Below are 25,772 nucleotides of genomic sequence, written 5' to 3'. Positions count from 1 at the left end.
TCGGGTAAATTCCGGTGAATTCCAAGCCCTGCGTGCAATTCCGCCGCGGCACCCATCGCCGCCCGTTCACGACTCTCTCGTCAGGAGGTCTCCGAAGGACGCGCGGCATAGAGCGCCACTGCCGCTGCGTTGGAAACATTGAGCGAGCCGAAATCGCTGGCGAAATCAATCCGCACCAGCGCATCCGCGCTCTCGCGCGTCTTGTCGCGCAGCCCCGGCCCCTCGGCCCCCAATACCAGCGCGACAGGCCGGTCGCGGCGACCTTCGAGCGCGTCCTCGATGCTCTGCTCCGCCTCGCCCGCCAGCCCCAGCACCAGATAGCCCATGGCCTGCAACTCACCAATCGCCTCGGCCAGGTTGCGCACCCTGAGATAGGGCTGGCGTTCCAGCGCGCCACTTGCCGTCTTGGCCAGCGCCCCGGTCTCGGGCGCGGCGTGATGCCGGGGCGCGATCACCGCCCGCGCGCCGAACACCTCGGCAGAGCGCAGGATCGCGCCCACGTTATGCGGATCCGTCACCCGGTCGAGCAGGACGACACGCGGCGCGCGCACGCCGTCGCCCATGCAGACCTCTGCCAGCGGTCCCCAGTCGAGCGGTCGCGCCTCCAGCGCCGCCCCCTGATGCACCGAACCGGGATCAAGTGGTGCGGTGAACCGGCGCGGATCGACCAGTTCCGGTGTCATCCCGCTCGCAGCAATCGCCGCCTCCAGCTTGTCCGCGGCATTCTTGGTGACGATCAGCCGCAGCTTCTCGCGGCGCGGGTTTTCCAGCGCATCGCGCACCGCATGCAGCCCGAAAAGCCAGACGGTTTCCGCCGCAGCCGCGCGTTTCGCCTGTTCCTTGTCAATCACCCAGCGGGGTTTTTTCATCGGTCTCACGCCCCTGTCCCAAGGCGCGCGACACTGCACCGCCCGCCCGCGCCATGCAAGCGATTTTCCGGTTGACGCACCCCCGTGCCGCTAGTAATCAGCCCCCCACGTCAGGCGCTCGCGCGCCGGGCATGTGGGCGACAGGCCGCAAGGTGTGGCAGGGGACTGTAACTCCCTCGCGGAGACGCACGCTAGGTTCGATTCCTAGGTCGCCCACCACTTATCCCCTTCTTCGGTCCGGCCATTGCGCCTATACTGCCACGCAAAAGCAGGGGCAGACGCATGGCGGCAGGCACGGCGCCGAGGGCCGGTTTCAACATCCTCATAATCGGCCAGGGCGGGCGGCTGCAGTACGAGGCGCTGATCTTTGCCGCGTCGCTGCGCGATCAGTCTCCGGGTTTTCAGGGGCGTCTTTTCGTGGCCGAACCGCAGCCCGGACCGCTCTGGCCCAATGATCCGCGCATCAGGGGCGACGAGACCCGCGCGCTGCTGGCGGATCTGGGGGCGGAAATCCTGCCCTTCGAGAGCTGCCATTTCGGCCATGCCTACCCTTACGGCAACAAGATCGAGGCGCTTCTGGCGCTGCCCGAGGGGGAGCCGTTCGTGTTTTTCGACACCGACACGCTGGTGACTGGCGATCTGGCCAGCGTGCCCTTCGATTTCACCCGCCCCACCGCCTCGCTCCGCTGCGAGGGGACATGGCCGCAGCCCGAACTCTACGGGCCCGGCTATACCGCGATCTGGCAGGCGCTTTACGACCGCTTCGGCCTTGATTTTCAGGGCACGCTCGACCTGGGCCAGCCCGACGAATACTGGCGGCGCTACCTCTATTTCAACGCCGGTTTCTTCTTTTACCAGTGTCCGCATGTCTTTGGGCGGCGGTTCCTCGACTATGCGCTGGCGATTCGCGACGACCCGCCCGAAGAACTCGCCTGTCAGCCACTCGATCCCTGGCTCGATCAGGTGGCGCTGCCACTGGTCATCCATGCGCTGGGTGGCGGGCGCGACAGCCTGCCGCCGGGCCTGCTGGACGGTGCAATAACCTGTCATTACCGCGCCCTTCCGCTGCTCTATGCGCGCGAATCCGATCATGTGGTTTCCGTGCTGGAGCGCGTGACGGCGCCCAACCGGATCAAGAAACTGCTCAAGGAATATGAACCCGCCAAGCGGATGATTTATCAGGGCCGCGGTCAAAAGGCGCGCGCGCTGTTTGATCGGGCCGACCTGCCCCGGCGCGAACAGGCGATCCGCAACACCCTCAAGCGCACCGGACTCTGGATGCGGTGAGGGGCGGGATATTCAGCTTGCGATCGACCTGAGGGGACGTTGCGTTTGCCATTCGCGCAGTACAAGGCGCGGCACGCCCGGCGGTGCCAGAAACCTCACCGGGGCGTTCAACCCGCGAAGACCTGCTCCATATCCGCAAACCCCTTCAACTCCACCGGATTGCCCGAGGGATCGCGAAAGAACATCGTCCACTGCTCGCCCGGCTGACCCTCGAACCGCACCGAGGGCGGGATCACGAAATCCACCCCTGCCGCCGTCAGCCGGTCGGCCACCCCACGCCAGACATCCAGCGGCAGCACCACGCCGAAATGCGGCATCGGCACCATGTGATCGCCGACCCGACCGGTGGCCTCGGTCGCAAAGGGCGTGCCCAGATGCAGGCTCAACTGATGGCCAAAGAACTCGAAATCCACCCAGGTTTCGGTCGAGCGACCCTCGATCCCGCCCAGAATCCCGCCGTAGAACGCCCGCGCCTGGTCCAGATCGGTCACGTTGATTGCCAGATGAAAGGGATGCGTCATGTCCTGTCTCCTCACGCCCGTTGCAGCGCACCCTTCTATGCCCTATCCCGGTTTGCAAGCATTTCCCAAGGGAGGACCGATGAAATGACCTATGGCTTTGACACGTTGCAGATTCACGCCGGCGCCCGGCCCGATCCCGCCACCGGCGCGCGGCAGACCCCAATTTATCAGACCACCGCCTATGTGTTCCGCGACGCCGATCACGCCGCCGCTCTCTTCAACCTGCAGGAGGTGGGCTATATCTATTCGCGCCTGACCAACCCCACCGTCTCGGTGCTGCAAGAGCGTGTTGCCACACTCGAGGGCGGCGCGGGCGCGGTCTGTTGCTCATCGGGCCATGCGGCGCAGATCCTGGCGCTGTTCCCGCTGATGGGACCGGGCTGCAACGTGGTGGTCTCGACCCGGCTCTATGGCGGGTCGATCACGCAGTTTTCCCAGACGATCCGACGCTTCGGCTGGTCGGCGAAATTCGTCGATTTCGACGATCTGGCGGCCATCGAGGCCGCGATTGATCCGGGCACGCGGGCCATTTTCTGCGAATCCATCGCCAATCCGGGCGGCTACATCACCGATCTCGACGCGGTCGCGGCCATCTCCGACAAGGCCGGGCTGCCGCTCATCGTCGACAATACCTCGGCCACGCCCTATCTGTGCCGCCCGATCGAGCATGGCGCGACGCTGGTGGTGCATTCGATGACCAAGTACCTGACCGGCAACGGCACCGTCACCGGCGGCGTGGTGGTCGATTCGGGACGCTTCGACTGGTCCGCGAGCGGCAAGTTTCCCTCGCTCTCCGAACCGGAGTCCGCCTATCACGGGCTGAAGTTCCACGAAACCTTCGGGCCTCTCGCCTTTACCTTCCACGGCATCGCCATCGGCCTGCGCGATCTGGGCATGACGCTCAACCCGCAGGCGGCGCATTACACGCTGATGGGTATCGAGACGCTGAGCCTGCGCATGGCACGCCATGTCGAGAACGCCGTGCGCATTGCGACATGGCTGGAATCACACCCTGCTGTCGAGGCGGTGACCTATGCGGGCCTGCCCTCGTCGCCCTGGCATGACCGCATGGCGCGGATCTGCCCCAAGGGCGCCGGAGGGTTGTTCACCGTCACCCTCAAGGGCGGCTATGACGCCTGCATCCGGCTGGTGGACAGGCTCGAGCTTTTCAGCCATGTCGCGAACCTTGGCGATACGCGATCGCTGGTCATCCATTCGGCCTCGACCACGCACCGGCAACTGACGCCCGAGCAACAGACCGCCGCCGGAGCAGCGCCCAACGTGGTGCGCTTTTCCATCGGGATCGAGGATGCGGATGACATCATCGCCGATCTCGAACAGGCGCTGGCGCAGATCGGCATCTGAGACGCAAGCACCTGCGCGCCGATGCCCCGGCGCGCAGGTCTCCGGCTTGGCCTCGGCAGGTGTCTGCTGTAGAATCGGCCACGCGCACTCGGGACTCACGGTTATTCCGGACGCATGTTAAAGCGGAAACGATGAAACCGAATTTTGCTCTTTCCCTGTCCTTCGAAGGCATCGGCCTTCTGCATCGCGCGGGCAGCGCGGGCTGGCATCTTGTCGGCGAGGTGGCGCTGGACGCGACCGATCTGGCGGGCGATCTGGCCAGCTTGCGCAACAAGGCGGCGGCGCTCGACCCCGCCGGTCTGGCAAGCAAGCTGATCATCCCCGAGGAACAGATCAGGTATCTCGATCTCGTGGCGGGGGACGCCAGCGCCGGGGATATCGCAACGCTGGTTGCGGATGCGCTCGACGGGGCCACACCCTATGCGCTGGACGAACTGGCCTATGACTGGGTGCAGACCGGCGCGCACGTGCAGGTCGCCGCCGTGGCGCGCGAGACCTTGCAGGAAGCCGAGAGCTTTGCCCGCGAGCACCGCTTCAACCCGGTCAGCTTTGTCGCACGGCCCGCACCCGAACGCTTTGCCGGAGAGCCTTTCTTTGGCCCTGCGACCGGCGCACAGGGCGTAGAGCGCGACACAGGCCCGGTCAGGATCATCGACCGCGCCCCCCCGCCCCCGGCAAAGCCGGCGTCAGAACCCGCCGTCATAGCCGCCGCAGCGCCGGATCAGGCCAAGGCGCAGGCAGAACCCGCCCCCAAAGAGACGCAGCACAGCCCCCTGCCGTCTTTTTCCAGCATCCGCGCCGAGCGGGGCGCATCACCCAGCGAAAGCGCGCCGAGGCTGGCCGGAGCGGCGCGGTTCACGCCCCTGACCTCCGATATCCGCACACCGGACCTGCCGCGCCCCGGCGGCAACCCTATCCTGACCGGTGCTGCCGATCCGGCGCTGACCGATCTTGCGATCGCAAGCCTTGCGCCTGACCCGGTGACCGACAGGGGCGCGTCCAGAAAACCGGCCCCCCCCCGGATGCGCGGGACCGAACCTGCGGGACCGGCCCGCCCGGCGGCCGCGACAACTGCGGTCAGCCCTGCCGACGAGGCGCAGCGGCTGACCATCTTTGGTGCGCGCGAAGCACCGGGCGCGCGCGGTAGGCCCCGCTTCCTCGGGCTGATCCTGACCGCGATCCTGCTGCTCTTTCTGGTCGGCGTTGCCGCCTGGGCGGCGATCTTTACCGACTCGGGTCTGGCGCGGCTGTTCCGTGCGCCCGAACCGCAGATCGCCATTACCCCGGACCTCCCCGATCCTGTCCGCCCCGTCACGGAACCCGCCTTGCCCGATGTTGCGCCCCCTGCACCGGACGCCGTGCCCGCATCCGAGCCGGAACCGGAACCACGGGAACTGACCCCGGACGAGGCCCTTGCGCGCTATGCCGCCACCGGCATCTGGCAGATCGCACCCGCGCCGCCCGAAGTGCCCGATCTGACCAGTCTCGACGAATTCTACCAGACCTCGATTGACGAGGCAGTGCAATTTCAGGACGCGCTGGCCCTGCCCCCCGCGCGTGATATGCGGATGGATGCGCGCCCCGAAACGCCAGCTTCACCCGCCCCGGCGGGCACAGTCTTTGCGTTCGACGAGCGTGGCCTCGTGCAGGCCACCCCCGAGGGGGCGCTGACCCCGGATGGCGTACGCGTCCAGGCCGGTCCGCCCCCGGTCACACCGCCGCAGATGCCGGTCCGGGCGGTGTCGCTTCCCAGCACCGAACAGACCGTCGAAACCCTGGCCGAAGTACAGCGCATCGGCGCGGTCCGCCCCCGCACCCGACCCGACGACCTGATCGAGCAAGGCGAGCGGGGCGCGCTCGCGGGGCGCACGCGATCCGAACTGGCGGCGCTGCGCCCGCGCCCGCGCCCGGCCTCGGTGATCGCGGCGGCGCAGGCGGTAGAAACCGATGCCGACGCGGTCGCAGCAGCGCTTGCCGAAGCAGTGGCCGCACCCGCCACCAGCGCCACACCGCAGGCCGTCGCCGCCTCGCTCAAGCCCAGAGTCCGCCCCGGCAATCTGGCGCGCGCCGTTCAACGCAGCGTGGCTGTCGCGCCTGACGATCCCATCGAGGACGACGAACCCGAAGTGGTCGCCACCGCTCGCAGCGCGCCCAACATCCCCAGCACGGCCTCGGTCGCGCGGGCGGCCACGGACAGCAATGCGATCAACCTGCGCAACGTCAACCTGATCGGCGTCTATGGCACCCCCGGCAATCGCCGCGCCCTGATCCGGCTGGCCAACGGACGCTATGAGAAGGTCAAGGTCGGCGACCGGATCGACGGCGGACAGGTCCTGGCCATCGGCGACAGTGAATTGCATTACAAGAAACGCGGTCGCGATGTGGTCTTGCGCATGCCAAAGGGCTAATCTGATGTTATGGGTCCGCTCGGGCCATCCCTGCACCGGATAGATCGCCCTGATGGACGGATTCCTGTTTCAAGCCTCGATCTACCTCGCCGCGACGGTAATCGCGGTGCCGATTGCCGCGCGGTTGGGCTTTGGCTCGGTGCTGGGTTATCTCGCGGCCGGCATTCTCATCGGCCCGATCCTTGGCCTTGTGGGCGGGCACGAGACCACCGAGTTGCAGCATGTGGCCGAATTCGGCGTGGTGATGATGCTGTTTCTCATCGGGCTGGAGCTGGAGCCGCGCGCGCTCTGGGACATGCGCCACCGGCTCCTGGGCCTGGGCGGATTGCAAATTGCCCTGACCACATTTGCCGTGATGGGTCTTGGACTTTATGTCCTCGGCTTTGACTGGAGCGTGTCGCTGGCCATCGGGCTGATCTTTGCGCTGTCCTCGACCGCGATCGTGCTGCAAACCCTGTCGGAAAAGGGGCTGATGCAGACCGGCGGCGGGCGCTCGGCGTTCTCGGTGCTCCTGACGCAGGATATCGCCGTCATCCCGATGCTGGCATTTCTGCCACTGCTGGCGCTGCCCAAGACCGCCGACATGGTGCTGAGCGACATCCTGTCCGGCAGCGCCGCCACCGCCACGCCGGACGCCACGACGCCGCACGAGGCGGCACAGAATTTCATCGCCGGGCTGCCGGGTTGGGGCGCCACGCTGGTAACCATCGGCGCGGTGGCCGCGATCATCCTCGCGGGGGTCTATCTGACACGGCCGGTCTTTCGCTTCATCCACGCCGCCCATCTGCGCGAGATGTATACCGCGCTGGCGCTGCTGATAGTGGTCGGCATCTCATTCCTGATGACGCTGGTCGGCCTGTCGCCCGCACTCGGGGCGTTTCTCGCCGGGGTGGTGCTGGCCAACAGCGAATTCCGGCACGAACTGGAAAGCGATCTGGCCCCCTTCAAGGGGCTGTTGCTGGGGCTGTTCTTCATCACCGTGGGGGCAGGCGTCAATTTCGGCGTGTTGTTCGGCGCACCGGGTCTGATCGCCGGTCTCGCCATGGCGGTCATCGTGACCAAGGGCGCTATCCTCTACGTCCTTGGGCGGATCTTTGCCCTGCGCGGGCGCGATCTGTGGCTGTTTACCCTGTCGCTGGCGCAAGCGGGCGAATTCGGCTTTGTGCTGGTCGCGTTCTCGGATCAGCAGAATGTGCTGCCGCGCGGGCTGAGCGAGATGCTGCTGCTGGTCATCGCGCTGACCATGCTGATCACGCCCCTGCTGTTCCTGCTGTTCGACTGGCTGTCCCGGCGGATGCAGGAGACGCCCGACACCCCGAATCCCGACGAGATCGACAGCACCGGCCCGGTGATCATCGCGGGCATCGGTCGCTTTGGCCAGGTGGTCAACCGGCTGGTGCGGTCCAGCGGGTTCGCGACGGTCGTGCTTGACCACGATCTCGGTGCGATCCAGCGGATGCGTGGTTTCGGAATCAAGGGATTCTTCGGCGATCCGACGCGACCCGATCTGCTGCATGCCGCCGGGCTCAATCAGGCGCGGATTCTGGTGGCCGCCCTCGACAACCCGGATGCGGCGGTGCGGCTGGTCAGCTTTGCCCGCCGCGAACGACCCGATCTGCACATCATCGCCCGCGCCCGCGATCGCACCGAGGTTTTCCGCCTCTACCAGGCCGGGGCCAACCAGATCGTACGGGAAATGTTCGACAGCTCACTGCGCGCCGGGCGCTACGTTCTGGAAAACATGGGGCTGACCGAATTCGAGGCGGCAGAACTGGCGAGGACCTTCTACCAGCACGACCGCCGCTCGGTACGCGAACTGGCCGATCTCTGGGATCCGACCCGACCGGCGACGGAAAACGCCGCCTACATCGCCCGCGCCCGCGAACTGGAGGCCGAGTTGCAAACCATGCTGCTCTCGCAGCTCGAGGTCGGCAACGACACTACCCCAACCGCCGAGGCGGAGCGCTAGGAAATCATCGACAAGGCCGGTCGCCAATGACCCGAGGGGAACATCGGGGAGCGGTCAACAGCCGCGCCGGATCATTCCCCCACCCGCCCCGACAGGCCCTACAGCCCCAGCTTGTCCCGCAGAAAGGCCAGCGCCACGCTCAGACCGTCGGGCGCGATGCCGTGACCCGTACCCTTCATGACATGGGCATAGACATCCTGCCAGCCCGCGCCCTGCAGCGCCTCGGCGGCCTGCGGAAGCGACTGCACCGGCACCACGTCATCGGCATCGCCATGCACCAGCAGGATCGGCGGGCGGCTTTGCGTCTCATCCGCCAACAGCTCCGGCGACAGCAAACGCCCGGAGAACGCCACCACCCCGGCCAGTTGATCCTCGCGGCGCGGCGCCACATGCAGCGCCATCATCGTGCCCTGCGAAAAGCCAAAGAGCACCACCTGTTCGGGCAGGAGATCCTCATCCACCATCAGCGCATCGAGAAACGCATCGAGATCCGCCGCCGCCGCCATCAGCCCGCGATGCGCCTCTTCCTCGCTCGATCCATCGATCCAGGGAATCGGAAACCATTGCAGGCCGAACGGCATTCCGGGAATGCTCTCGGGCGCGTCGGGCGCGACAAAGAGCGTATCGGGCAGATGCTCGCCCAGAGGATCGGCCAGCCCCAGCAGATCCGCGCCATTGGCCCCATAGCCATGCAGGAACACCACCGCCGAGCGCGTCTCGCCCGATTGCGGCCCCTTGCGGCCCGCTTGCAAAACCCGTGTCATCTGATCCCTTCCCTGTCCTTGGCCAACCGGTAATAGGCCCAGAGCAGCCGCGCCGCAACCGACCGCCATGGCGCCCAATCCTCGGCCATCTGACGGAATGCCCGCTCCTTTGGCCGCTCCGGCAGGTCATAGAGCAGGCGCGCCGCCTCCTGCAACGCCAGATCGCCGGGGGCAAAGACATCCGCCCGGCCAAGGCTGAACATCGCGTAGATTTCGGCCGTCCAGATGCCAATGCCCGGCACCTGCGTCAGGGTGGCGACCACCGCGTCATCCGGGGCGCGGCGCAACGCGGCATAGTCGATCCCCGCCCCGGCCAGCGCGCGGGCATAGCGCGCCTTCTGTCGGCTGAGACCCACCGCGCGCAGATCCTCGTCCGTGCCCGCCAGGATCGCCTGCGGATCGGTCAGGCCCGCCGCCTCGAGCCGCGCCCAGATCGCATCCGCCGAGGCGACGCTCACCTGCTGGCTGACGATCGCGCCCAAAAGCTCTGCAAAGCCGTCCGCGCGACGGCGCAGCGGCAGATCGCCGGTCAGACCATGGGCATGTTTCATGCGCGGGCAGATACGGCACAGATGCGCGGCACCCTCGGCCACATCCTCGGGCGTTTCGATAATCCGACCTGTCATGGCTGCCTGTTCCTTCCGCCTGGCGGGATTGGCCTTGCAGGTCCCGCGCGCCCGGTCTAGCACTTCGCGCATGACCGATGCCAGCCTGCATATCGACGACGACCGCGCACGTCGCAACGTTGCCGTTCTGGTGGCGGCACAGGCCATTCTGGGCGCGCAGTTGCCGATGATCTTTGTCATTGGCGGGCTTGCCGGGCAATCGCTGGCCAGCAACATCTGCTTCGCCACCCTGCCGATTTCACTGATCGTGCTCGGTTCGATGCTCTCGGCCACGCCGGTTTCGCATCTCATGCAGAAATTCGGGCGGCGCGCGGGGTTCATGGTCGGCGCGGGCGCCGGCGCGCTGGGCGGGCTGATCGGGGCCTACGGACTCTATGTGGCGTCGTTTCCGATCTTTCTGCTGGGTAGCCTGATCACCGGCACCTACATGTCGGCGCAGGGTTTCTACCGCTTTGCCGCTGCCGATACCGCGAGCGATGCCTTTCGCCCCAAGGCGATTTCCTATGTCATGGCGGGCGGACTGCTGAGCGCCGTGATCGGGCCGCAACTGGTCAAAGTCACCTCGCAGGCGATGGTGATTCCGTTCCTGGGCACCTATCTGGCGGTGGTTGCGCTCAACCTTGCGGGGGCGCTGCTCTTTCTCATGCTCGACATCCCAAGACCGCCTGTCCCGGCCCAGGATGCGCCCCGCGGGCGCTCGCGGATGGAGCTATTGCGCACGCCGCGAATCGCCGTGGCGGTAATCTGCGCAACCGTGTCCTATGCGCTGATGAACATGGTGATGACCTCGACCCCGCTCGCGGTCGTCGGTTGCGGTTTCAGCGAGGGGCATGCCGCCGATGTGGTCACCGCGCATGTGCTGGCGATGTATGTGCCGTCCTTCTTTACCGGCCACCTGATCGCGCGCTTCGGCGTCGAGCGGATCATGGCATCCGGCCTGTTCGTGCTTGCCGGGGCGGGCATGGTGGCGTTGCAGGGAGTTGAACTTGGAAACTTCTTTGTTGCGCTGATCCTGCTGGGTGTGGGCTGGAATTTCGGCTTTATCGGGGCCACGACCATGCTCGCGGGCACGCATGCACCGCACGAGCGCGGGCGGATGCAGGGGCTGAACGATCTGGTGGTGTTCGGCGGCGTGACCTTTGCCTCGCTCTCGTCGGGCGGGCTGATGAACTGTTCGGGCGGCAGCGCCGAGGCGGGCTGGACCGCCGTCAATCTCGCCATGGTGCCGTTTCTCGCGCTGGCGGGCGGCGCGCTGATCTGGCTGACACTGCGCCCCAAGGAGACCTGAGACACGCGGCAGGGTGTTGCGGACAGCCCGCAGTCCGGTAGAGAACAGACAGGGCTTGAACGACAGAATTCCGGCTCACCGATCCCCTGCCCAAGGCTGCCGCATGTCGGATCCGTCAGTCGTTGCTGCTGCCGTTGCTGCGCTCTGCCTCGATCTGCCGCCATTTCGCGACGTTGCGGTTATGCTCTTCCAGCGTTTCGGCAAAGGCATGGCCGCCCGTGCCATCCGCCACGAAGTAGATGTAATCGGTATCATCGGGATCGAGCGCCGCCTCGATGCTGGCGCGGCCCGGATTGGCGATCGGCGTGGGGGGCAGCCCGTCGATCACATAGGTGTTCCACGGCGTCTCGCGGCGCAATTCGCTCTGCCGCAGGCCGCGTCCCAGCACCGCCCGCCCCTCGGTGATGCCATAGATCACGGTCGGATCGGTCTGCAGGCGCATACCGCGCTTGAGCCGGTTGACAAAGACGCTGGCCACCTGCCGGCGTTCGCCCGGCACGCCGGTTTCCTTCTCGATGATCGAGGCAAGGATCAGCGCCTCCTGAGGGGTTTCAAGCGGCAGCCCCTCGGCGCGGTTCTCCCATGCGGCGGCGAGGATCACGTCCTGTGCGGCGCGCATCTTGTCGATCAGATCCGCACGGGCGTCGCCCGTGCGCACCTCGTAGCTGTCCGGGGCCAGTGTGCCCTCGGACGGAACCTCTGCTATATCACCCGCCAGCACATCGACCGATTTCAGCGCCTCGACCACCTGCCAGCTGGTCACGCCCTCGGCAAGGGCAACCCGGTAGCGGGTATCGTTCTGCTCGCGCACGCGGGCAAAGATTTCAGGCTGCTCACCTTCCGCCGCGGGATCGAAGGCGACGCGCTCCTCATAGCGGCCCGACGTGGTGTCAAGCTCGCGCACCACCACCTCGGAGCCGGTCACCCCGACCCGGTAAACCACTTCAGTGCCACAGGTGCTGGCCCCGCCACGGGTTATGATATCCGCGATCTCGGCCATGCTGGCACCTTGGGGGATCAGCCAGCTACCCGCCTTGAGGCTCCCCGATCTGTCGCCGTAATCGACCCCGATGCGAAAGATCGCCCCGCTGGTGATCGCACCCTCCTGTTCAAGTTGATACGAGACGCGGCGCATGTTGCTGCCCGGCTCGACCCGCAGGCAGACCGGATCGGCATGCGGACCGGCGGTGTTGTACTGCGACTGCCCCCAGAGGATGATCCCCCCGAGCAGAAACACCACAACCACCAGCAGCGTCAGGAAATTGGATACGATATGCCGCCACATCAGCGCAGTTTCCCGACGACGAGACTGGCATTTGTGCCGCCAAATCCGAAACTGTTGGACATCGCCACGTCGATCCTGCGTTCGCGTTTGACGTTCGGGGCCAGATCGAGCGGCGTGTCCACCGCCGGATTGTCGAGGTTGATCGTCGGCGGCGCCACCTGATCGCGCAGCGCCAGGATCGAGAACACCGCCTCGACCGCCCCCGCCGCCCCCAACAGGTGCCCGGTTGCGGATTTGGTCGAACTCATGGTGGTCTTGCCGGCAGCATTGCCCAAAAGACGTTCGACCGCGTGCAATTCGATCGTATCGGCCATGGTCGAGGTGCCATGCGCGTTGATGTAATCCACCTGATCGGGCGTGATTCCCGCGTGTTTCAGCGCCGATTGCATCGCGCGCAGGCCGCCATCACCATCCTCGGACGGAGCCGTGATGTGATAGGCATCGCCGCTCAGACCATAGCCCAGAATCTCGGCATATATCTTCGCCCCGCGCGCCTTGGCGTGTTCGTATTCCTCCAGGACGATCACACCCGCACCCTCGCCCATGACAAACCCGTCGCGGTCGATGTCATAGGGGCGGCTTGCGGCCTGCGGATCATCGGCACGTCTGGTCGACAGCGCCTTGCACGCGTTGAACCCGGCAATGCCGATCTCGCAGATCGACGCCTCGGCCCCGCCCGCCACCATCACATCGGCGTCGCCGAACATGATCAGCCGGGCCGCATCGCCGATCGCATGAGCGCCGGATGCACAGGCGGTGACAACCGAATGGTTTGGCCCCTTGAATCCGTAGCGGATGCTCACCTGCCCGCTGATCAGGTTGATCAGCGCGCCGGGAATGAAGAACGGCGACACCCGCCGCGCCCCCTTGTCGCGGATTATGAGCGTGGTCTCCTCGATCGAGCGCAACCCGCCGATGCCCGAACCCATCATCACGCCGGTGCGCTGGCGCGCCTCTTCGTCCTGGGGCATCCAGCCTGCATCCTCGACCGCCTGCTGGGCCGCCGCCACGCCATAGAGGATGAAGTCATCCACCTTGCGGCGCTCTTTCGGCTCCATATAGGCGTCGGCGCTGAACGTGCCGTCACTGCCATCGCCAAGCGGCACCTCGCAGGCGTATTTCGTGACCACGTTGACCGGATCGAAACGGGTGATGGTGCCCGCCCCCGACTGCCCCGCCAAAAGACGTGCCCAGCTTTGCTCGACCCCATCGGCCAGCGGGGTCACCAGACCCAGACCCGTGACAACGACACGCCGCATGATGCTGCCCTTTCCTTGCTTGTGCTTCCGCTGCTCTTACCCCGGCTTGGACCCAGGGAGCAAGAGCATCGCGAAACCGCGCGCAAGGTCGCGCCGCTTTCCGGCAACCGCGCCGGTGATGTTTCAGATGAATTCCGCTGTGGGCTCGGGCGTCGGGCGCGCGACCTTCAGGGCCTCGGCCAGATCGACATCCTTGGTCAGCAGCGCGCGGCCGATCATGGCACCCGCGATATTGTGAATATATTTCAACCGCGCGACGTCATCGACGCTGCGCACCGTGCCGCGCGCGATCACCGCGTGTCGGGTCCGCGCCGCAAGGCCGGAAATGACCCCGAGATGCCCGTCGGTATCCTCGATATCGGCGTCGATATCGGTGATGAGGATGCCCGCCAGAGGTATGCCGTCAAACTCCTTGATGAACTCTTCCGCACCAAAGGCGCTCGGCGTGCGCCAGCCGTCGGTCATCAACTGGCCCTGATAGATATCGAGCGCCACGACGATCTGGTCGGGATGGTATCTGGCAAGTTCCTTGACCATATGGGGTTCCTGCGCCGCCAGAGTGCCCAGCACGATCCGACCCGCGCCCTTGTCGATCCAGCGGTTGACCGCCTCGCGCGAACGAAATCCGCCGCCCAGCTGCACCGGGATGCCGGCGGCAAGGATGATCTCCTCGATCAATTCGTTGTTACTCTTCTCGCCAAGCAACCCGTTCAGGTCGGTCAGGTGCATCCATTCCGCCCCCGCCGCAGCGAAACTGCGCGCCGTTGCAACCGGGTCGATATGCCAGAGCACCGGCTCGGCGAGACGACCGCGCGTGAGGCTCACGCATTTGCCGTTGAGAATTTCCAGAGTGGGATAGAGGATCATCGCCGTGTCCCTTGTCAGATGAGGCGTCCGGCGGTCTTGCCGAGACATCGGACACTTGCCCGAGCGCCGGACGCTACGCTGGTCTCAAATCGGCATGATAGCGCCTTTTCGCGCCGCGCGCATCCCGGTTGTAGAGGAAAAGAAGAGCGGTCCTTGCGCCCGGCCCGCGACTTCCGTCAACCTCGACCGGGGCGAATGACGGTGATGCGGGCAATGCGGACGCAGTGACAGGATTCAGGCAGGTGCTCGAAGCATTGGAAACAGGGGCGGTGCCTTGTCCGTCTCGATCAATCCAATCTGCTCGAAGCCAAATCGCCGGTAGAGTGACAGGTTTTCCGGGTTCGTCGACTCCAGATAGGCCGGTCTCTCGTCGCTAGCGCATTGCTTTAGAGATGCCTCCAGTAGTGCCGATCCGAGTCCCTTGCCTTGGCGCACGGGATCGACCGCGATGAACGCCAGATGCCAGCATGGATCTTGCGGATGAAAGCGGTCCATTTGCTTGAACGTTGCAAACAGAGCGTCGTGTTTTTCCGGAGCGACCGTCTCCTCAAAGCATGCGACAAGCCGTTCCTCGTCCGGGTAAATTTCGGGCGGAAGCCACAATGCAGCAGCGGTAGAATCGTCGTTTCGATAGGCACCACCGTGGTCGAAGGCCCGTCCACCATAAAAATTCATCACACGCGGGAAATGCTCCAGAAACGCGCCCGGCTCGGGATAGAGCCAGCGCATAAACGGGTCGTTGGCGAAACCCAAGGTTAAACCACTAAAAATTTCACTCGCGCGGGACCGGTCTGCAATACTGAACATGCCCGCACTCCACTGTTGTTCGGACAAGCAGCCCTGCCCGCGCTCGATTGTACAATATCACAACAAAGCGTCAGTGTCCGCCTTGACCTCACACTTCCTCCCCAACAAAACAAAAGGCCCCGCCGGATGGCAGGGCCCTTGCATTGAAAATGGCGAAATCTCAGGAGGCGTCGGTGATGAACTTCACGGCGTCGCCAAAGGTCTGGATCGTGTCCGCGGCGTCATCCGGGATCTCGATCCCGAACTCTTCCTCGAAGGCCATGACCAGCTCGACCGTGTCCAGGCTGTCCGCGCCCAGATCGTCGATGAAAGAGGCTTTGTCGACAACCTTGTCCTCTTCCACCCCCAGGTGTTCCACAACGATCTTTTTCACGCGGTCTGCGATATCGCTCATGTTGTAATCCTCATCTTGTCTTGGGCAGTCTTGCCCGTTTTCTGCCCCCGCCCGGTCTGGCAAGCGGCTGTGATTGTGCCCCTGCGGGCGGCTCTCGACTGCCTGAATGAACAGGCGACCGGGAGAATCCGCAATCCCTCCGGCAAATCTGCGTGGCCTATAGCATATGCGCGGTCAATGGCAAATGCTTTCCCGCAGAGGATGTCCACGCGGATTGCCCGGCCTCAGATCATCGCCAGACCGCCGTTGACATGCAGCGTGGTCCCGGTGACATAGCCCGCCTCGGGGCTCGCCAGATAGAGCACGGCGGCAGCCACCTCGTCCGACGTGCCCATGCGCGCGGCCGGGATCTTGGCATACAGCGTGGCCTTCTGATCCTCGTTCAGCTTGTCGGTCATCGGCGTTTCGATAAAGCCCGGCGCCACCACATTCGCGGTGATGCCGCGCGTCGCCACCTCATGCGCAATGGATTTGGTCAGCCCCTCCAGACCGGCCTTGGCTGCCGAATAGTTCACCTGGCCGGGATTGCCGATCGACCCCACCACCGAGCCGATATTGACGATTCTCCCCCAGCGGGATTTCATCATCGGGCGCACCGCGGCACGGCAGAGCCGCATCGCCGAGGTCAGGTTCACCTCCATCACATCCTGCCAGTCCCTGTCCGACATCCGCATGAACAGCTGATCGCGGGTGATCCCGGCATTGTTGACCAGAATGTCGAGACCGCCCATCGCGGCAATCGCCTCTTTGGGCAGGGCCTCGACCGCCTCTGCATTACCCAGATCGCAGGGCAGGACATGGGCGCGGCTGCCCAGCTCCGCCGCCAGCGACTCGAGCGGCTCGACCCGTGTGCCGCTCAGACCCACCGTCGCCCCGGCCCCGTGCAGCGCGCGCGCGATGGCCGCGCCGATACCCCCCGACGCGCCAGTGACAAGCGCGCATTTTCCGGTCAGATCAAACATGCAAATTCCTTTCCTGTCCAAGTCGTTACGGGTCAATCGCCTGACAGCGCCGCAGCGGCGGCGACAACCTCGTCTGGCGAGCCCACTGTGCGGCAGGCGATTTCCCGGTCGATACGCCGGATCATGCCCGACAGCGCCTTGCCTGCGCCAATCTCCCACACTTCCGTGACACCCTCACCGGCCATGTATAGAACCGATTCGCGCCAGCGCACCGAGCCGGTGACCTGCTCGACCAGAAGCGCGCGGATCTCCGCCGGATCGGTGACCGCGGCAGCGCGCACATTGGCCACCAGCGGCACGACGGGGGCGGTCAGGCTGACGTCGGCAAGCGCCTCTGCCATCACCTCGGCGGCGGGGGCCATCAGGGCGCAGTGAAACGGCGCGCTGACGGGCAGCAGAATGGCGCGCTTGGCCCCTCTGGCCGTGGCCAGTTCCACCGCGCGCTCAACCGCCGTCCTGTGGCCGGAGACCACCACCTGACCGGGATCGTTGTCATTGGCGGCCTGACAGACCTCGCCCGCTGCCGCCTCTTGCGCCACCGCGCGGGCGGTCTCGAAATCCAGCCCCAGAAGCGCCGCCATCGCGCCCACACCCACCGGCACCGCCTGTTGCATGGCGCGGCCCCGAATCCGCAAGAGCCGTGCCGCATCCGCGATGCTGAGCGCCCCCGCCGCCGCCAGCGCGGAATATTCGCCCAGCGAATGCCCGGCCACAAGGCTGGCGGCCCGCGCCGGATCGACGCCCTCGGCCTCCAGCGCGCGCAGCGCCGCGAGCGAGGTCGCCATCAGCGCGGGCTGGGCGTTCTCGGTCAGCGTCAGCGCGTCCTGATCGCCTTCCCAGATCAGCGTCGAGAGCTTTTCGCCAAGCGCCTCGTCCACCTCGTCAAACACAGCCCGCGCCGCCGGATAGGCCGCCGCGAGATCGGCACCCATGCCGATCACCTGCGCGCCCTGCCCGGGAAATACGAATGCCCTGCCCATCTGCCGCTTGCCTCCCTCAAAAAGTGCCCCCCGATACATCGCCGCGCCGCCCAAGGCAACGTCTTTGCCCGATGCTGCAACCGCGCACGCAGGATGTGCGCGCCCTGTCATTGTCTCGCCCCGGCTTTTGACTAGGTTACCGCTGCAACCAAAAGGATGATACCGATGCCGTTTGCCAATTCAGCCCGGACCTACGGCAGCGTGGCCAAGACGTTTCACTGGCTGACCGCATTGCTGATCCTGTCCAACCTGCCGCTTGGCTGGATTGCCCGAGATCTCGCGCATCAGGTCGAGATCACCCCGACAGAGGATCTGATCAACCGCGCGGCGCTGCTGTTTTCCCTGCACAAGACGCTGGGCGTGACGATCTTTTTCGTGGCCCTGGCGCGTATCCTCTGGGCGGTGAGCCAGCCCAAACCGGGGCTGCTGAACGGCGACAGGGGGATCGAGGCATGGGCAGCGGAAACCGTGCACTGGCTGCTCTACGGTTCGCTCGTCGCGCTGCCGCTGTCGGGATGGGTGCATCACGCGGCCACCTCGGGCTTTGCGCCGATCTGGTGGCCGTTCGGTCAGAACCTGCCGTTCGTGCCGAAATCCGAAACCCTGTCAGGGATCGCGGCCACGTTGCATTTCATCCTGCAATGGGTGCTGACGGGGGCGATTGCCGCGCATGTTGCCGGCGCGCTGAAACATCACCTGATCGACAGGGATGCCACGCTGCGCCGGATGCTGCCGGGGCACACGCCCGGCCAGCCGACCGCGCGCCAGCCGGGCCATGCGATCCCGCTTGCCGCGGCGCTCGCGATCTGGCTCGGAGCCGTTGGCGGGGCCGGTGCAATCGGCTGGTTCGACACCGCAGAGACGACAGGCCCGGCGACGCTGGCCGAGGTACAGAGCGGCTGGACGGTCGAAAGCGGCCAGTTGCAGTTCACCATTCAGCAGATGGGGTCCGCCGTGACCGGCAGCTTTGCCGAATGGACCGCCGACATAACCTATGACGAGACCGCCGATGAGAACGGCCGCCATGGCAGCGTCGAGGTCGTGATCGGCATCGCCTCGCTGTCTCTGGGGTCCGTCACGCAACAGGCGATGGGCGCGGATTTCTTCAATGTCGGCGAATTTCCCACGGCGGTCTTTGTCGCCGACCTGATAGCCATGGATCAGGGCCATGTGGCGCAGGGCACACTGACCATCCGCGATCAGTCCGTGCCGGTCGAGATGCCGTTCGATCTGGCTATCGAGGGCGACACCGCAACCGCCAGTGGCGGGCTGACAGTGGACCGCAGCGCCTTCAACCTCGGTCAGGGGGTGACCGACGCCAAATCGCTTGGCTTCAACGTGGATATCCGGTTCGACCTGACCGCAACCCGCGCGGATTAATCGAGCTCGCGCGCCTCGTCGATAAGCATCACCGGAATACCGTTGCGGATCGGAAAGGCCAGCCCCGCCGACCGGCTGATCAATTCCTGCCGCCCGGCGTCATATTCCAGCGTCGCATGCGTCCGCGGGCAGATCAGCGCCTCCAGCATGCGACGGTCGAAGGCGGGGCTGTGATCGGGTGCATCGGTCATTGCATGATATCCTCGTTGTCGCCACCGCGCAGGGTATATTCGATCAGCGTCACCAGCGTTTCGCGCCGCGTGCTGAGCGACGGCGCCTCCAGCAGCGCCTGCTTGTCCTCCGGCTCGAATCCCAGAAGCATCGACAGCGAGTTGATCAGCAACTCGTCCTCGGCCTCTTTCAGCGAATCCCAATCCGTCTGCAACTCGCGCGCCTGAAAATACCGCGCCAGCAGGTTCAGGAAAGCGGTCCGGTCGAACCCCGGATCGCAGTCCGCAGGCCCCATATCCCGTTCAAAGCCGGACCACGACACCTTGACCCGCCGATAGGGGGTAAAGCCCTCAATCTCTTCGATCACCCGATAGCGCGACAGGCCCGTGAGCGTGATCATGTAGCGCCCGTCCTCGGTTTCGGAAAACTGCGTGACACGGCCCACACAGCCGATGGCATGCAGCCCGGTGCCACAATCCCGCCCCGGAATGCGGTTGGGCTGGATCATGCCGATCAACCGTCCGGGCGTCTTCAGCGCATCCTCCAGCATCGCCAGATAGCGCGGCTCAAAGAGATGCAGCGGCAGCCGCGAGCGCGGCAGCAAGAGCGCGCCGGGCAGCGGAAAGACCGGTATTATATCGGGCAGATCGACCGTGCGTGTCATGTCTCTTACCTAGCCCGCCGCGGGGCTCAGGCAAATATCATCGAACTGAGCCTGCGCCGCCCGCTCAGCAGCAGCGGATCGTTGGGCTTGAGCGCGTCGAAGATGGTGAAAAGCTGGGTCTTTGCCGCGCCATCATTCCACTCGCGGTCGCGGCGGAACAGTTCGAGCAGCTCGTCGACCGCCTCCTGCCCCTGGCCGCTGGCATAGAGCGCCCGAGCCAGATCGAACCGCGCCTGATGGTTTTCGGGGTCGGCCTCGACCGCCGCGCGCAGTTCCGTCACCGGCCCGGCATCCCGCGCCTGCCGCGCCAGCGCAAGCTGCGCATGCGCCGCCTCGATCTCTGCCGCATGGCTGATTTCGGCGGGAACGCCGTTCAGGATTGCCTCGGCCTGATCGAGATCGCCCAGTGCCAGTTCGGCGCGCACCATCCCGGCATAGGCGCGGGCATTGACGGGATCTTCCTGCAGGATCGCGGCATAGGTCTGGGTGGCGTCGGTCACGGCGCCTGCCTCCAGCATCTCGTCGGCGGCATCGAGCGCCTCGCCAAGCCCGTCATCCGCCGCGCCCCCCCCGGCGGCCACGACACGGGCGACGAACGCCTCGACCTCAGAGGGCGGCAGCGCACCCTGGAACCCGTCGATCGGCTGTCCCTTCCAGAAGGCATAGACCGTCGGGATCGACTGCACCCGCATCTGACCCGCGATCATCTGGTTCTCATCGACATTGACCTTGGCCATCCTGACCGCGCCCTTGGCGCGGGTCACTGCCGCCTCGAGTGCCGGGCCAAGCGTCTTGCACGGGCCGCACCACGGCGCCCAGAAATCGACGATCACCGGCACCGTCTGACTTGCATCCACCACCTCGGCCATGAAAGTGGCCTCGGACACGTCCTTGATCAGATCGCCCGCCGCCGGGGCGGCCTTGGTTTTGCCCAGTTCCAGCATGTTCTGCATCCTCTTCGTCAGTTGCCCCTATATGAGGGGATAGCAGGCAGATTCAAAGATCAAATGTCGCGAAAACCGGGGCGTGATCGCTGGGTTGTTCCCATCCGCGCGCGGCGCGCAGGATGCGGCTGGAATGGCCCGCGCCGCGGATATCGTCGCTGGCCCAGACGTGATCCAGACGGCGGCCCTTGTCGGCGGAATCCCAGTCGCTCGCCCGATAGGACCACCAGCTGTAAAGCTGCCCCTCGGGAATATCCGCGCGGGTCACGTCCGCCCAGCCGCCCGCCGTCATCACGTCGTCCAGATGCGCGACCTCGACGGGCGTGTGGCTGACGATCTTCAGCAATTGCTTGTGGTTCCAGACATCATCCTCGCGCGGGGCGATGTTGAGATCGCCGACAAGGATGGATTTCGAGGGACGGCTTTCGCGGAACCAGTCGCGCATCCCGGCCAGGTAATCCAGCTTCTGCCCGAATTTCTCGTTCACCGCGCGGTCGGGCACATCGCCTCCGGCGGGCACGTAGAAATTGTGGATCACCACGCCGTTTTCCAGACGCCCCGCCACATGCCTTGCATGGCCGAGGGTCGCGAAATCCATGTCGCCCGCATCCTCGATCGGCAGCTTCGACAGGATCGCCACCCCGTTATAGCCCTTTTGCCCGCGCGCCACGACATGCGCATAACCAAGCGCCGCGAACTCCGCGAGCGGCATCTTGTCGACCGGGCTCTTGCATTCCTGAAGGCACAGGATATCCGGCGCCTCCTCCTGCATCAGCCTTGTCACCAGCCCCGCCCGCAGGCGGACAGAGTTGATGTTCCAGGTGGCGATGGTGAAAGGCATGGCGCTGCTCCGGTCTGCTGTCGCGCCGGACCCTAAAGCGATGCGCGCCCCGATGCCAGCCGCGATCTGGCATCGGAGCGCTGAAATCGCCACATCGCCCCGCTCAGCACTCAGAGATCACGCCCGGCAAAGACACCCGGCCCGAAACCGGCCGAGATCTGCGCCACCTCGATCCGCTTGCCCGCATCCGGCCCGTCCGCCGCGCGCAGGGCGGCGGGATAGGTCCATGCGGGTGCATCGGTCACCACCTCGCGCAGCACCTGTGCCCCCCGCAGGATGCGCAACAGGTAGCGCTCGCTTTCCTCGGCCAGCGGCACCTCGGGCGTGTCCCACCTGTCGCCGCCGATCCGCGTGCGCCGGATCCAGGTGACGCCCAGATCGCCACCCGTCTCTGTCAGCCGCAGATGCACCGGCGCATAGGGCCGCAAGCCCAGCCCGTCAAACGCCAGCACCGCATGGCCAAAGGCCGGGTCATCCACCCCCCGCCCGCCCGGCCCGATCCGGTAATGCCGCGCCTGCCCGCGCTGCGCGTCGCTCAGATCAATCTGCTGCGGCACGCCATCGAGCCGGACAAGGATGGAACCCTCGGGCCAGACCTTGGCCCCCGCCGCCTCGGTGCCCAGTTGCCCGCGCAGACGGTGGCGCAGGATATAGGTGTCCGGCGCGACCAGCTCGGCGTCGCGGAACTGAATGAGCTCCCAGGCATCCGGCGTGCCGTCCCCGATCGCACATAGATTGGCCCCGTTCAGCAGTGCCGCGTCGCTCACACTTTCCAGCGTCCCGTGGCGCATCCGCACAAAAAGACCATCGCCCCGGTCGATCCGGCCCGCGCCGGCGGGCAAGAGCGGTGTCAGCGTCTCGCCCACCGTGCTGCGCGTGGCGATCAGCGTATTGAGCCGGTAATCCGCATCCTCATCCGAGGCATAGATCGCCGCCGTTCCCGGCCAGGGATCGGCCAGCACCGCGACATGCGGGGCATGTGGCACCTCCTGCCCGGTCAGCAGCGGCAGATCGAGGAAAAGCGGTGTCACCGGTCCCGAGGGCACGAAGGGACGCAGGCGCGCCGGATCGTCCTCCATCAGGATCGGACGATAGCTCTCGGGTTCGATGCGCACCGCATCGACGCGCTGCGCATTGCCCATCTGTTCCACCCGGTCGATGCGGAACCGCCCGCCGCCCGCCGCCTCGGGCAGTTCGATCACATCACCGGCTCCGGCGGCCAGCCGCGAGGGCGGCAGGGTCAGGCGCAGCGTATCGACCGCCACCCGCGCCTCGGACAGCCAGCGTTCGACCACCTGCCGCCCCTCGGCGCGCGTCAATGCCAGCGGCATCTCCGACATGGCGACCGCATGGGTGGCCTCGTCGGGCAGGATCGCCTCTTCCGAGATCGCCTCGTAATCCGCATCCGCCTCGACAAAACGCAGCCGCACCCGGCCCGCCAGTTCCGCATCGCTGCCGCGCGTCTCCTCGATCACCCCGCCCAGTTCGGGATCGCGCACGACCCGTTCCAGATCAACCGTGTGATTCACCTTCCCGTCGCGGCGACGAAATAACAGCACCCCACCACGTTCGACCGCATCCACGCCATGCGCCAGCATCAGCGGTTGCAGTGCCGCACGCGCCCCCGCTACCTGATCCACCAGATAGCCGCGCACGAACCCCGCTGCGCGGCTTGCATTCAGATCCGCCACCCCAGCGCGCCCCGCGATTTCCCCTATCATATCGGCCAGCCTGCGCCCGCTCACCCGCCCGGTGATCCAGTGCCCGCGCGCATAATTCGCGCCATCGGACCAGAGCGCGCTGTTGCCCGGAAAATGCGGATAGGGCCGTGTATCCCAGGCCCAGACATAGGCATGATCCATGTCGATCATCCGGCCCTCGAATATCTCCGACACCGGATTGCGCGCCGGATCGCCCCAATAGCCCGCCATGGCGCGCAGATATTGCAATTGGATCAACTCGTCGCGCTGTCCGCTCGAATGGTGCGGCAGGCTCGATTCAGACGATTTCGGATCAAGAAACCGATTTGGCTGGTTGGTCCCCTTGTCCACCGCGGCACAGCCATATTCGGTGAAACGGATCGGTTTCGACTGCGGCACCCACGCGGTCGGCACCGGGCTGCGTTCGCCTCCCACCCGCTCAAAATGGGCGTTCTGCCACCATCCGCGCAGATCCTTGAACCGCCAGATCCACGGCTCTGCGTGCGCCTCGTCGGTGATCGGCACCCGGCGCTGCGCGGCGCGTGCCTGCGCCGAGGGGTAGAACCAGTCATAGCCTTCACCGCCCTCGATATTGGCCTGCAGATAGTCCAGATCGTAGACCGACGGCCAGTCCCGCGCGTCGAGATGCTCATAGCCATCCCGCCAATCCGACAGGGGCATGTAATTGTCGATGCCGATGAAATCTATGTTCTCATCCGCCCACAGCGGGTCGAGGTGAAAGAACCTGTCGCCATCCCCCGGCTGATAGCCGAAATATTCCGACCAGTCGGCGGCATAGCTGATCCTGACCTGCGGCCCCAGCAACTCGCGCACCTCTGCCGCGAGCGCGATCAACTGCGCCACCGCAGGAAAACTGTTATCCGCCCCCCGGATCTGCGTCAGGCTGCGCATTTCGGACCCGATGCAGAAACTCTCGACGCCCCCCACCGCCGCGCAGAGCGCCGCCTGATGCAGGATGAAGCGGCGATAGGACCATTCATCGGGGCCGTGATAGGCCACCGGGCTGACTTTCACCGCCCCGCCAAAGCTCAGCAAATCGAGCGCGCCCGTGCCGGGTTGCGTGACCGGCTGCGCCTCCAACGGCGTCACGTTGAAATCGGCGGCGCGCGCAGTGCCGAAAAACGCCGCGACCTCCGCAGCCGCCGCCACCGTGCCATCAGGACTACCGGGCTGTCCCGGCACCTTGGACGTGGCAATCCGCCCGCGCCAGGGCAACACCGGCTGATCCTCGGCATCGCTCCAGGGATCGGGCAGGCCATTGCCCGGCATCTGTTCCATCAGGATGAACGGGTAATAGAGCACCTCCTGCCCCGCCTGCTGCAGCGCCAGGATCGCCTCGATCACCGCCTGATCGGCGGGCGTGCCGCCATAGACCTCGCGGCCATCCGCATCGCGCGGCACCTCGCCCGCCTGCGTGCGGCTGAGGCCGGACACCTGCCACGGCATGTTCGCCGCCTCGAACTGCCGCTGCTCCACCCGCGGCCTGATCCGGCATTCCCCGCAACGCAGATCGTCGCCAAACCAGCTCACGATCAGCGAGGTGGCACGACAGGCGGGTAATTCCTCGACCAGCGCCTCCAGCGCGGTGGTCATATCGGTCCGCTCCGAGGGGCTGTTGATATTGGCAATGCGGCCAGAGCCAAACCCGAAATTCATCCTGACCGGCGTGGTGGCCAGCGCATATTCCCCGGTCCCCGGCAACAGCGCCACCCCCCGCACCGCGCGCACCGGATCAAGATCGGCCCCCGGCTGACCGGGCTGCGACGGGCGGCACACCTCGAAACTGAACTGCGGCACGCGGTTACCAAACTGGCTGATATCCAGATCCTCGATCACCACATAGGCAATGCCGCGATAGGCGGGGACATTGCCTGCCCCCTCCACAGCCTCGATCCTTGGATCGGGCAACTGATCGCGCGTGCCCTTGTAGACCTGCATGTTCAGACTGGCAGGCGACACCTCTGTCCCGTCCGCCCAGACCCGCGCCACGCGGCTGATCTCGCCCTCGCAAAGCGCCAGCGCCACACTCACCGAATAGCCGATCGCCCGCGTCGCGGGTGTGGCGGGACGCGGACTGCCCTTGCCGCCGCCTCGGCTGCCCGGTGTCACACTCACGTTCTCGCGGAACTCCGTGGCCCAGATCACCTGCCCGCCCACGCGCATCCGCCCGTAAACCTGCGGGATCGCATCGCCCTCGCCCGCGCCGGTCAGGCGCAGGCGGCTCACCCGCCCGGTCTCGACCGCCTCGGATCCCTGCCCCAGCAAACGCTGGTCAATCGACCGACCGATGACCGCGCCCGCGAACCGCCCGATCGCCACCGACGACAGGCCAAGCGCGGTGCCGCCCACCGCCCCGCCGATCGCCGCCCCTGCGGTGGATAACAGAATGGTTGCCATGGT

The 25,772-nt window shown here is 65.9% G+C and carries 22 protein-coding genes and 1 tRNA gene; 7 read left to right on the top strand and 16 right to left on the bottom strand.

Features of this window, described 5'->3' with window-relative positions:
• Nucleotides 1–80: 80 nt before the first annotated feature.
• Nucleotides 81–869 carry a 23S rRNA (guanosine(2251)-2'-O)-methyltransferase RlmB gene (gene rlmB / locus BSG08_RS01690; protein WP_093031031.1) on the bottom strand — a complete coding sequence of 263 codons (789 nt, stop codon included), beginning with the start codon at nt 867–869 and terminating at the stop codon, nt 81–83.
• Nucleotides 870–1,004: 135 nt separating this feature from the next.
• On the opposite strand from rlmB, the gene BSG08_RS19390 reads away from it, so the two are divergent.
• Together BSG08_RS19390 and BSG08_RS01685 are read left to right on the top strand one after the other, a co-directional pair.
• A tRNA-Tyr gene (locus tag BSG08_RS19390) sits at nt 1,005–1,088 on the top strand.
• A gap of 63 nt (nt 1,089–1,151) precedes the next feature.
• Nucleotides 1,152–2,156, top strand: coding sequence for a hypothetical protein (locus BSG08_RS01685; RefSeq protein WP_093031028.1), 1,005 nt, complete (start codon nt 1,152–1,154; stop codon nt 2,154–2,156).
• Between the two features lie 107 nt (nt 2,157–2,263).
• Here BSG08_RS01685 and BSG08_RS01680 read toward each other — a convergent pair whose 3' ends face one another.
• Nucleotides 2,264–2,677: a VOC family protein gene (locus BSG08_RS01680; RefSeq protein WP_093031026.1), complete on the bottom strand. Its 414-nt coding sequence runs from the start codon at nt 2,675–2,677 to the stop codon at nt 2,264–2,266.
• An 84-nt stretch (nt 2,678–2,761) separates the two neighbouring features.
• Between BSG08_RS01680 and BSG08_RS01675 the strand changes: the two genes are divergently transcribed.
• The 3 genes from BSG08_RS01675 (at nt 2,762) to BSG08_RS01665 (ending at nt 8,419) form a co-directional block, all read left to right on the top strand.
• Nucleotides 2,762–4,042 (top strand): O-acetylhomoserine aminocarboxypropyltransferase/cysteine synthase family protein, encoded by a 1,281-nt coding sequence (locus BSG08_RS01675; protein ID WP_093031023.1) that lies wholly within the window; start codon nt 2,762–2,764, stop codon nt 4,040–4,042.
• Nucleotides 4,043–4,173: 131 nt separating this feature from the next.
• The gene (locus BSG08_RS01670) at nt 4,174–6,450 is read left to right on the top strand and encodes a hypothetical protein (protein WP_093031020.1); all 2,277 of its coding nucleotides are present in this window, start codon (nt 4,174–4,176) and stop codon (nt 6,448–6,450) included.
• Between the two features lie 52 nt (nt 6,451–6,502).
• A complete protein-coding gene (locus BSG08_RS01665; RefSeq protein ID WP_093031017.1) occupies nt 6,503–8,419 on the top strand; it encodes a cation:proton antiporter domain-containing protein in 1,917 nt (638 codons plus the stop codon).
• Nucleotides 8,420–8,517: 98 nt separating this feature from the next.
• Here the strand turns inward: BSG08_RS01665 and BSG08_RS01660 are convergent, their stop codons facing one another.
• Together BSG08_RS01660 and BSG08_RS01655 are read right to left on the bottom strand one after the other, a co-directional pair.
• On the bottom strand, nt 8,518–9,183 hold the full coding sequence (locus BSG08_RS01660) for an alpha/beta hydrolase (protein WP_093031014.1): 666 nt from the start codon (nt 9,181–9,183) through the stop codon (nt 8,518–8,520).
• Nucleotides 9,180–9,809 carry a DNA-3-methyladenine glycosylase family protein gene (locus tag BSG08_RS01655; RefSeq protein ID WP_093031947.1) on the bottom strand — a complete coding sequence of 210 codons (630 nt, stop codon included), beginning with the start codon at nt 9,807–9,809 and terminating at the stop codon, nt 9,180–9,182. The genes BSG08_RS01660 and BSG08_RS01655 overlap by 4 nt, the downstream gene beginning before the upstream one ends.
• 70 nt (nt 9,810–9,879) lie before the next feature.
• Between BSG08_RS01655 and BSG08_RS01650 the strand changes: the two genes are divergently transcribed.
• A complete protein-coding gene (locus BSG08_RS01650) occupies nt 9,880–11,097 on the top strand; it encodes an MFS transporter (RefSeq protein ID WP_093031011.1) in 1,218 nt (405 codons plus the stop codon).
• 115 nt (nt 11,098–11,212) lie between these two features.
• On the opposite strand, the gene mltG is transcribed toward BSG08_RS01650, so the two are convergent.
• From mltG to fabD, 7 genes are all read right to left on the bottom strand, one after another.
• Nucleotides 11,213–12,382, bottom strand: a complete 1,170-nt coding sequence (gene mltG, locus BSG08_RS01645; protein WP_093031008.1) for an endolytic transglycosylase MltG — start codon at nt 12,380–12,382, stop codon at nt 11,213–11,215.
• On the bottom strand, nt 12,382–13,641 hold the full coding sequence (fabF, locus tag BSG08_RS01640) for a beta-ketoacyl-ACP synthase II (RefSeq protein ID WP_093031006.1): 1,260 nt from the start codon (nt 13,639–13,641) through the stop codon (nt 12,382–12,384). Before fabF ends, mltG begins: the two co-directional genes overlap by 1 nt.
• Nucleotides 13,642–13,764: 123 nt before the next feature.
• Nucleotides 13,765–14,508, bottom strand: a complete 744-nt coding sequence (locus tag BSG08_RS01635; RefSeq protein WP_093031003.1) for a 1-(5-phosphoribosyl)-5-[(5-phosphoribosylamino)methylideneamino]imidazole-4-carboxamide isomerase — start codon at nt 14,506–14,508, stop codon at nt 13,765–13,767.
• 234 nt (nt 14,509–14,742) lie between these two features.
• Entirely contained in the window at nt 14,743–15,315 is a 573-nt protein-coding gene (locus BSG08_RS01630) for a GNAT family N-acetyltransferase (protein ID WP_093031000.1), read from the bottom strand.
• A gap of 160 nt (nt 15,316–15,475) precedes the next feature.
• Nucleotides 15,476–15,709: an acyl carrier protein gene (locus tag BSG08_RS01625; RefSeq protein ID WP_037243286.1), complete on the bottom strand. Its 234-nt coding sequence runs from the start codon at nt 15,707–15,709 to the stop codon at nt 15,476–15,478.
• A 224-nt stretch (nt 15,710–15,933) separates the two neighbouring features.
• Nucleotides 15,934–16,671: a 3-oxoacyl-[acyl-carrier-protein] reductase gene (fabG, locus tag BSG08_RS01620; protein ID WP_093030997.1), complete on the bottom strand. Its 738-nt coding sequence runs from the start codon at nt 16,669–16,671 to the stop codon at nt 15,934–15,936.
• Between the two features lie 32 nt (nt 16,672–16,703).
• A complete protein-coding gene (fabD, locus tag BSG08_RS01615) occupies nt 16,704–17,651 on the bottom strand; it encodes an ACP S-malonyltransferase (RefSeq protein ID WP_093031944.1) in 948 nt (315 codons plus the stop codon).
• Nucleotides 17,652–17,816: 165 nt separating this feature from the next.
• Here fabD and BSG08_RS01610 point away from each other — a divergent pair, with 165 nt between their 5' ends.
• A complete protein-coding gene (locus tag BSG08_RS01610; RefSeq protein WP_093030993.1) occupies nt 17,817–19,031 on the top strand; it encodes a cytochrome b/b6 domain-containing protein in 1,215 nt (404 codons plus the stop codon).
• Here the strand turns inward: BSG08_RS01610 and BSG08_RS01605 are convergent.
• The 5 genes from BSG08_RS01605 to BSG08_RS01585 form a co-directional block, all read right to left on the bottom strand.
• Nucleotides 19,028–19,222 (bottom strand): Trm112 family protein, encoded by a 195-nt coding sequence (locus BSG08_RS01605; protein ID WP_093030990.1) that lies wholly within the window; start codon nt 19,220–19,222, stop codon nt 19,028–19,030. The genes BSG08_RS01610 and BSG08_RS01605 overlap by 4 nt on opposite strands.
• On the bottom strand, nt 19,219–19,866 hold the full coding sequence (locus BSG08_RS01600) for an LON peptidase substrate-binding domain-containing protein (protein WP_093030987.1): 648 nt from the start codon (nt 19,864–19,866) through the stop codon (nt 19,219–19,221). The genes BSG08_RS01605 and BSG08_RS01600 overlap by 4 nt, the downstream gene beginning before the upstream one ends.
• Before the next feature lie 26 nt (nt 19,867–19,892).
• On the bottom strand, nt 19,893–20,810 hold the full coding sequence (locus BSG08_RS01595) for a thioredoxin family protein (RefSeq protein WP_093031941.1): 918 nt from the start codon (nt 20,808–20,810) through the stop codon (nt 19,893–19,895).
• Nucleotides 20,811–20,862: 52 nt separating this feature from the next.
• Nucleotides 20,863–21,651 (bottom strand): exodeoxyribonuclease III, encoded by a 789-nt coding sequence (locus BSG08_RS01590; RefSeq protein ID WP_093030984.1) that lies wholly within the window; start codon nt 21,649–21,651, stop codon nt 20,863–20,865.
• A gap of 110 nt (nt 21,652–21,761) precedes the next feature.
• Nucleotides 21,762–25,769 carry a baseplate multidomain protein megatron gene (locus BSG08_RS01585; RefSeq protein WP_093030981.1) on the bottom strand — a complete coding sequence of 1,336 codons (4,008 nt, stop codon included), beginning with the start codon at nt 25,767–25,769 and terminating at the stop codon, nt 21,762–21,764.
• Nucleotides 25,770–25,772: the final 3 nt, after the last annotated feature.

Source organism: Roseovarius azorensis, assembly GCF_900109455.1.
Lineage (GTDB): Bacteria > Pseudomonadota > Alphaproteobacteria > Rhodobacterales > Rhodobacteraceae > Roseovarius > Roseovarius azorensis.
Note: the sequence above shows the minus strand (reverse complement) of the source record. Positions and strands in the feature narration are given on the sequence as shown.

Bases quoted from the DNA above. Each gene is read 5' to 3' on its own strand.
- rlmB (WP_093031031.1), bottom strand. From the start codon at position 869: ATGAAAAAACCCCGCTGGGTGATTGACAAGGAACAGGCGAAACGCGCG.
- BSG08_RS01685 (WP_093031028.1), top strand. From the start codon at position 1,152: ATGGCGGCAGGCACGGCGCCGAGGGCCGGTTTCAACATCCTCATAATC.
- BSG08_RS01680 (WP_093031026.1), bottom strand. From the start codon at position 2,677: ATGACGCATCCCTTTCATCTGGCAATCAACGTGACCGATCTGGACCAG.
- BSG08_RS01675 (WP_093031023.1), top strand. From the start codon at position 2,762: ATGACCTATGGCTTTGACACGTTGCAGATTCACGCCGGCGCCCGGCCC.
- BSG08_RS01670 (WP_093031020.1), top strand. From the start codon at position 4,174: ATGAAACCGAATTTTGCTCTTTCCCTGTCCTTCGAAGGCATCGGCCTT.
- BSG08_RS01665 (WP_093031017.1), top strand. From the start codon at position 6,503: ATGGACGGATTCCTGTTTCAAGCCTCGATCTACCTCGCCGCGACGGTA.
- BSG08_RS01660 (WP_093031014.1), bottom strand. From the start codon at position 9,183: ATGACACGGGTTTTGCAAGCGGGCCGCAAGGGGCCGCAATCGGGCGAG.
- BSG08_RS01655 (WP_093031947.1), bottom strand. From the start codon at position 9,809: ATGACAGGTCGGATTATCGAAACGCCCGAGGATGTGGCCGAGGGTGCC.
- BSG08_RS01650 (WP_093031011.1), top strand. From the start codon at position 9,880: ATGACCGATGCCAGCCTGCATATCGACGACGACCGCGCACGTCGCAAC.
- mltG (WP_093031008.1), bottom strand. From the start codon at position 12,382: ATGTGGCGGCATATCGTATCCAATTTCCTGACGCTGCTGGTGGTTGTG.
- fabF (WP_093031006.1), bottom strand. From the start codon at position 13,641: ATGCGGCGTGTCGTTGTCACGGGTCTGGGTCTGGTGACCCCGCTGGCC.
- BSG08_RS01635 (WP_093031003.1), bottom strand. From the start codon at position 14,508: ATGATCCTCTATCCCACTCTGGAAATTCTCAACGGCAAATGCGTGAGC.
- BSG08_RS01630 (WP_093031000.1), bottom strand. From the start codon at position 15,315: ATGTTCAGTATTGCAGACCGGTCCCGCGCGAGTGAAATTTTTAGTGGT.
- BSG08_RS01625 (WP_037243286.1), bottom strand. From the start codon at position 15,709: ATGAGCGATATCGCAGACCGCGTGAAAAAGATCGTTGTGGAACACCTG.
- fabG (WP_093030997.1), bottom strand. From the start codon at position 16,671: ATGTTTGATCTGACCGGAAAATGCGCGCTTGTCACTGGCGCGTCGGGG.
- fabD (WP_093031944.1), bottom strand. From the start codon at position 17,651: ATGGGCAGGGCATTCGTATTTCCCGGGCAGGGCGCGCAGGTGATCGGC.
- BSG08_RS01610 (WP_093030993.1), top strand. From the start codon at position 17,817: ATGCCGTTTGCCAATTCAGCCCGGACCTACGGCAGCGTGGCCAAGACG.
- BSG08_RS01605 (WP_093030990.1), bottom strand. From the start codon at position 19,222: ATGACCGATGCACCCGATCACAGCCCCGCCTTCGACCGTCGCATGCTG.
- BSG08_RS01600 (WP_093030987.1), bottom strand. From the start codon at position 19,866: ATGACACGCACGGTCGATCTGCCCGATATAATACCGGTCTTTCCGCTG.
- BSG08_RS01595 (WP_093031941.1), bottom strand. From the start codon at position 20,810: ATGCTGGAACTGGGCAAAACCAAGGCCGCCCCGGCGGCGGGCGATCTG.
- BSG08_RS01590 (WP_093030984.1), bottom strand. From the start codon at position 21,651: ATGCCTTTCACCATCGCCACCTGGAACATCAACTCTGTCCGCCTGCGG.
- BSG08_RS01585 (WP_093030981.1), bottom strand. From the start codon at position 25,769: ATGGCAACCATTCTGTTATCCACCGCAGGGGCGGCGATCGGCGGGGCG.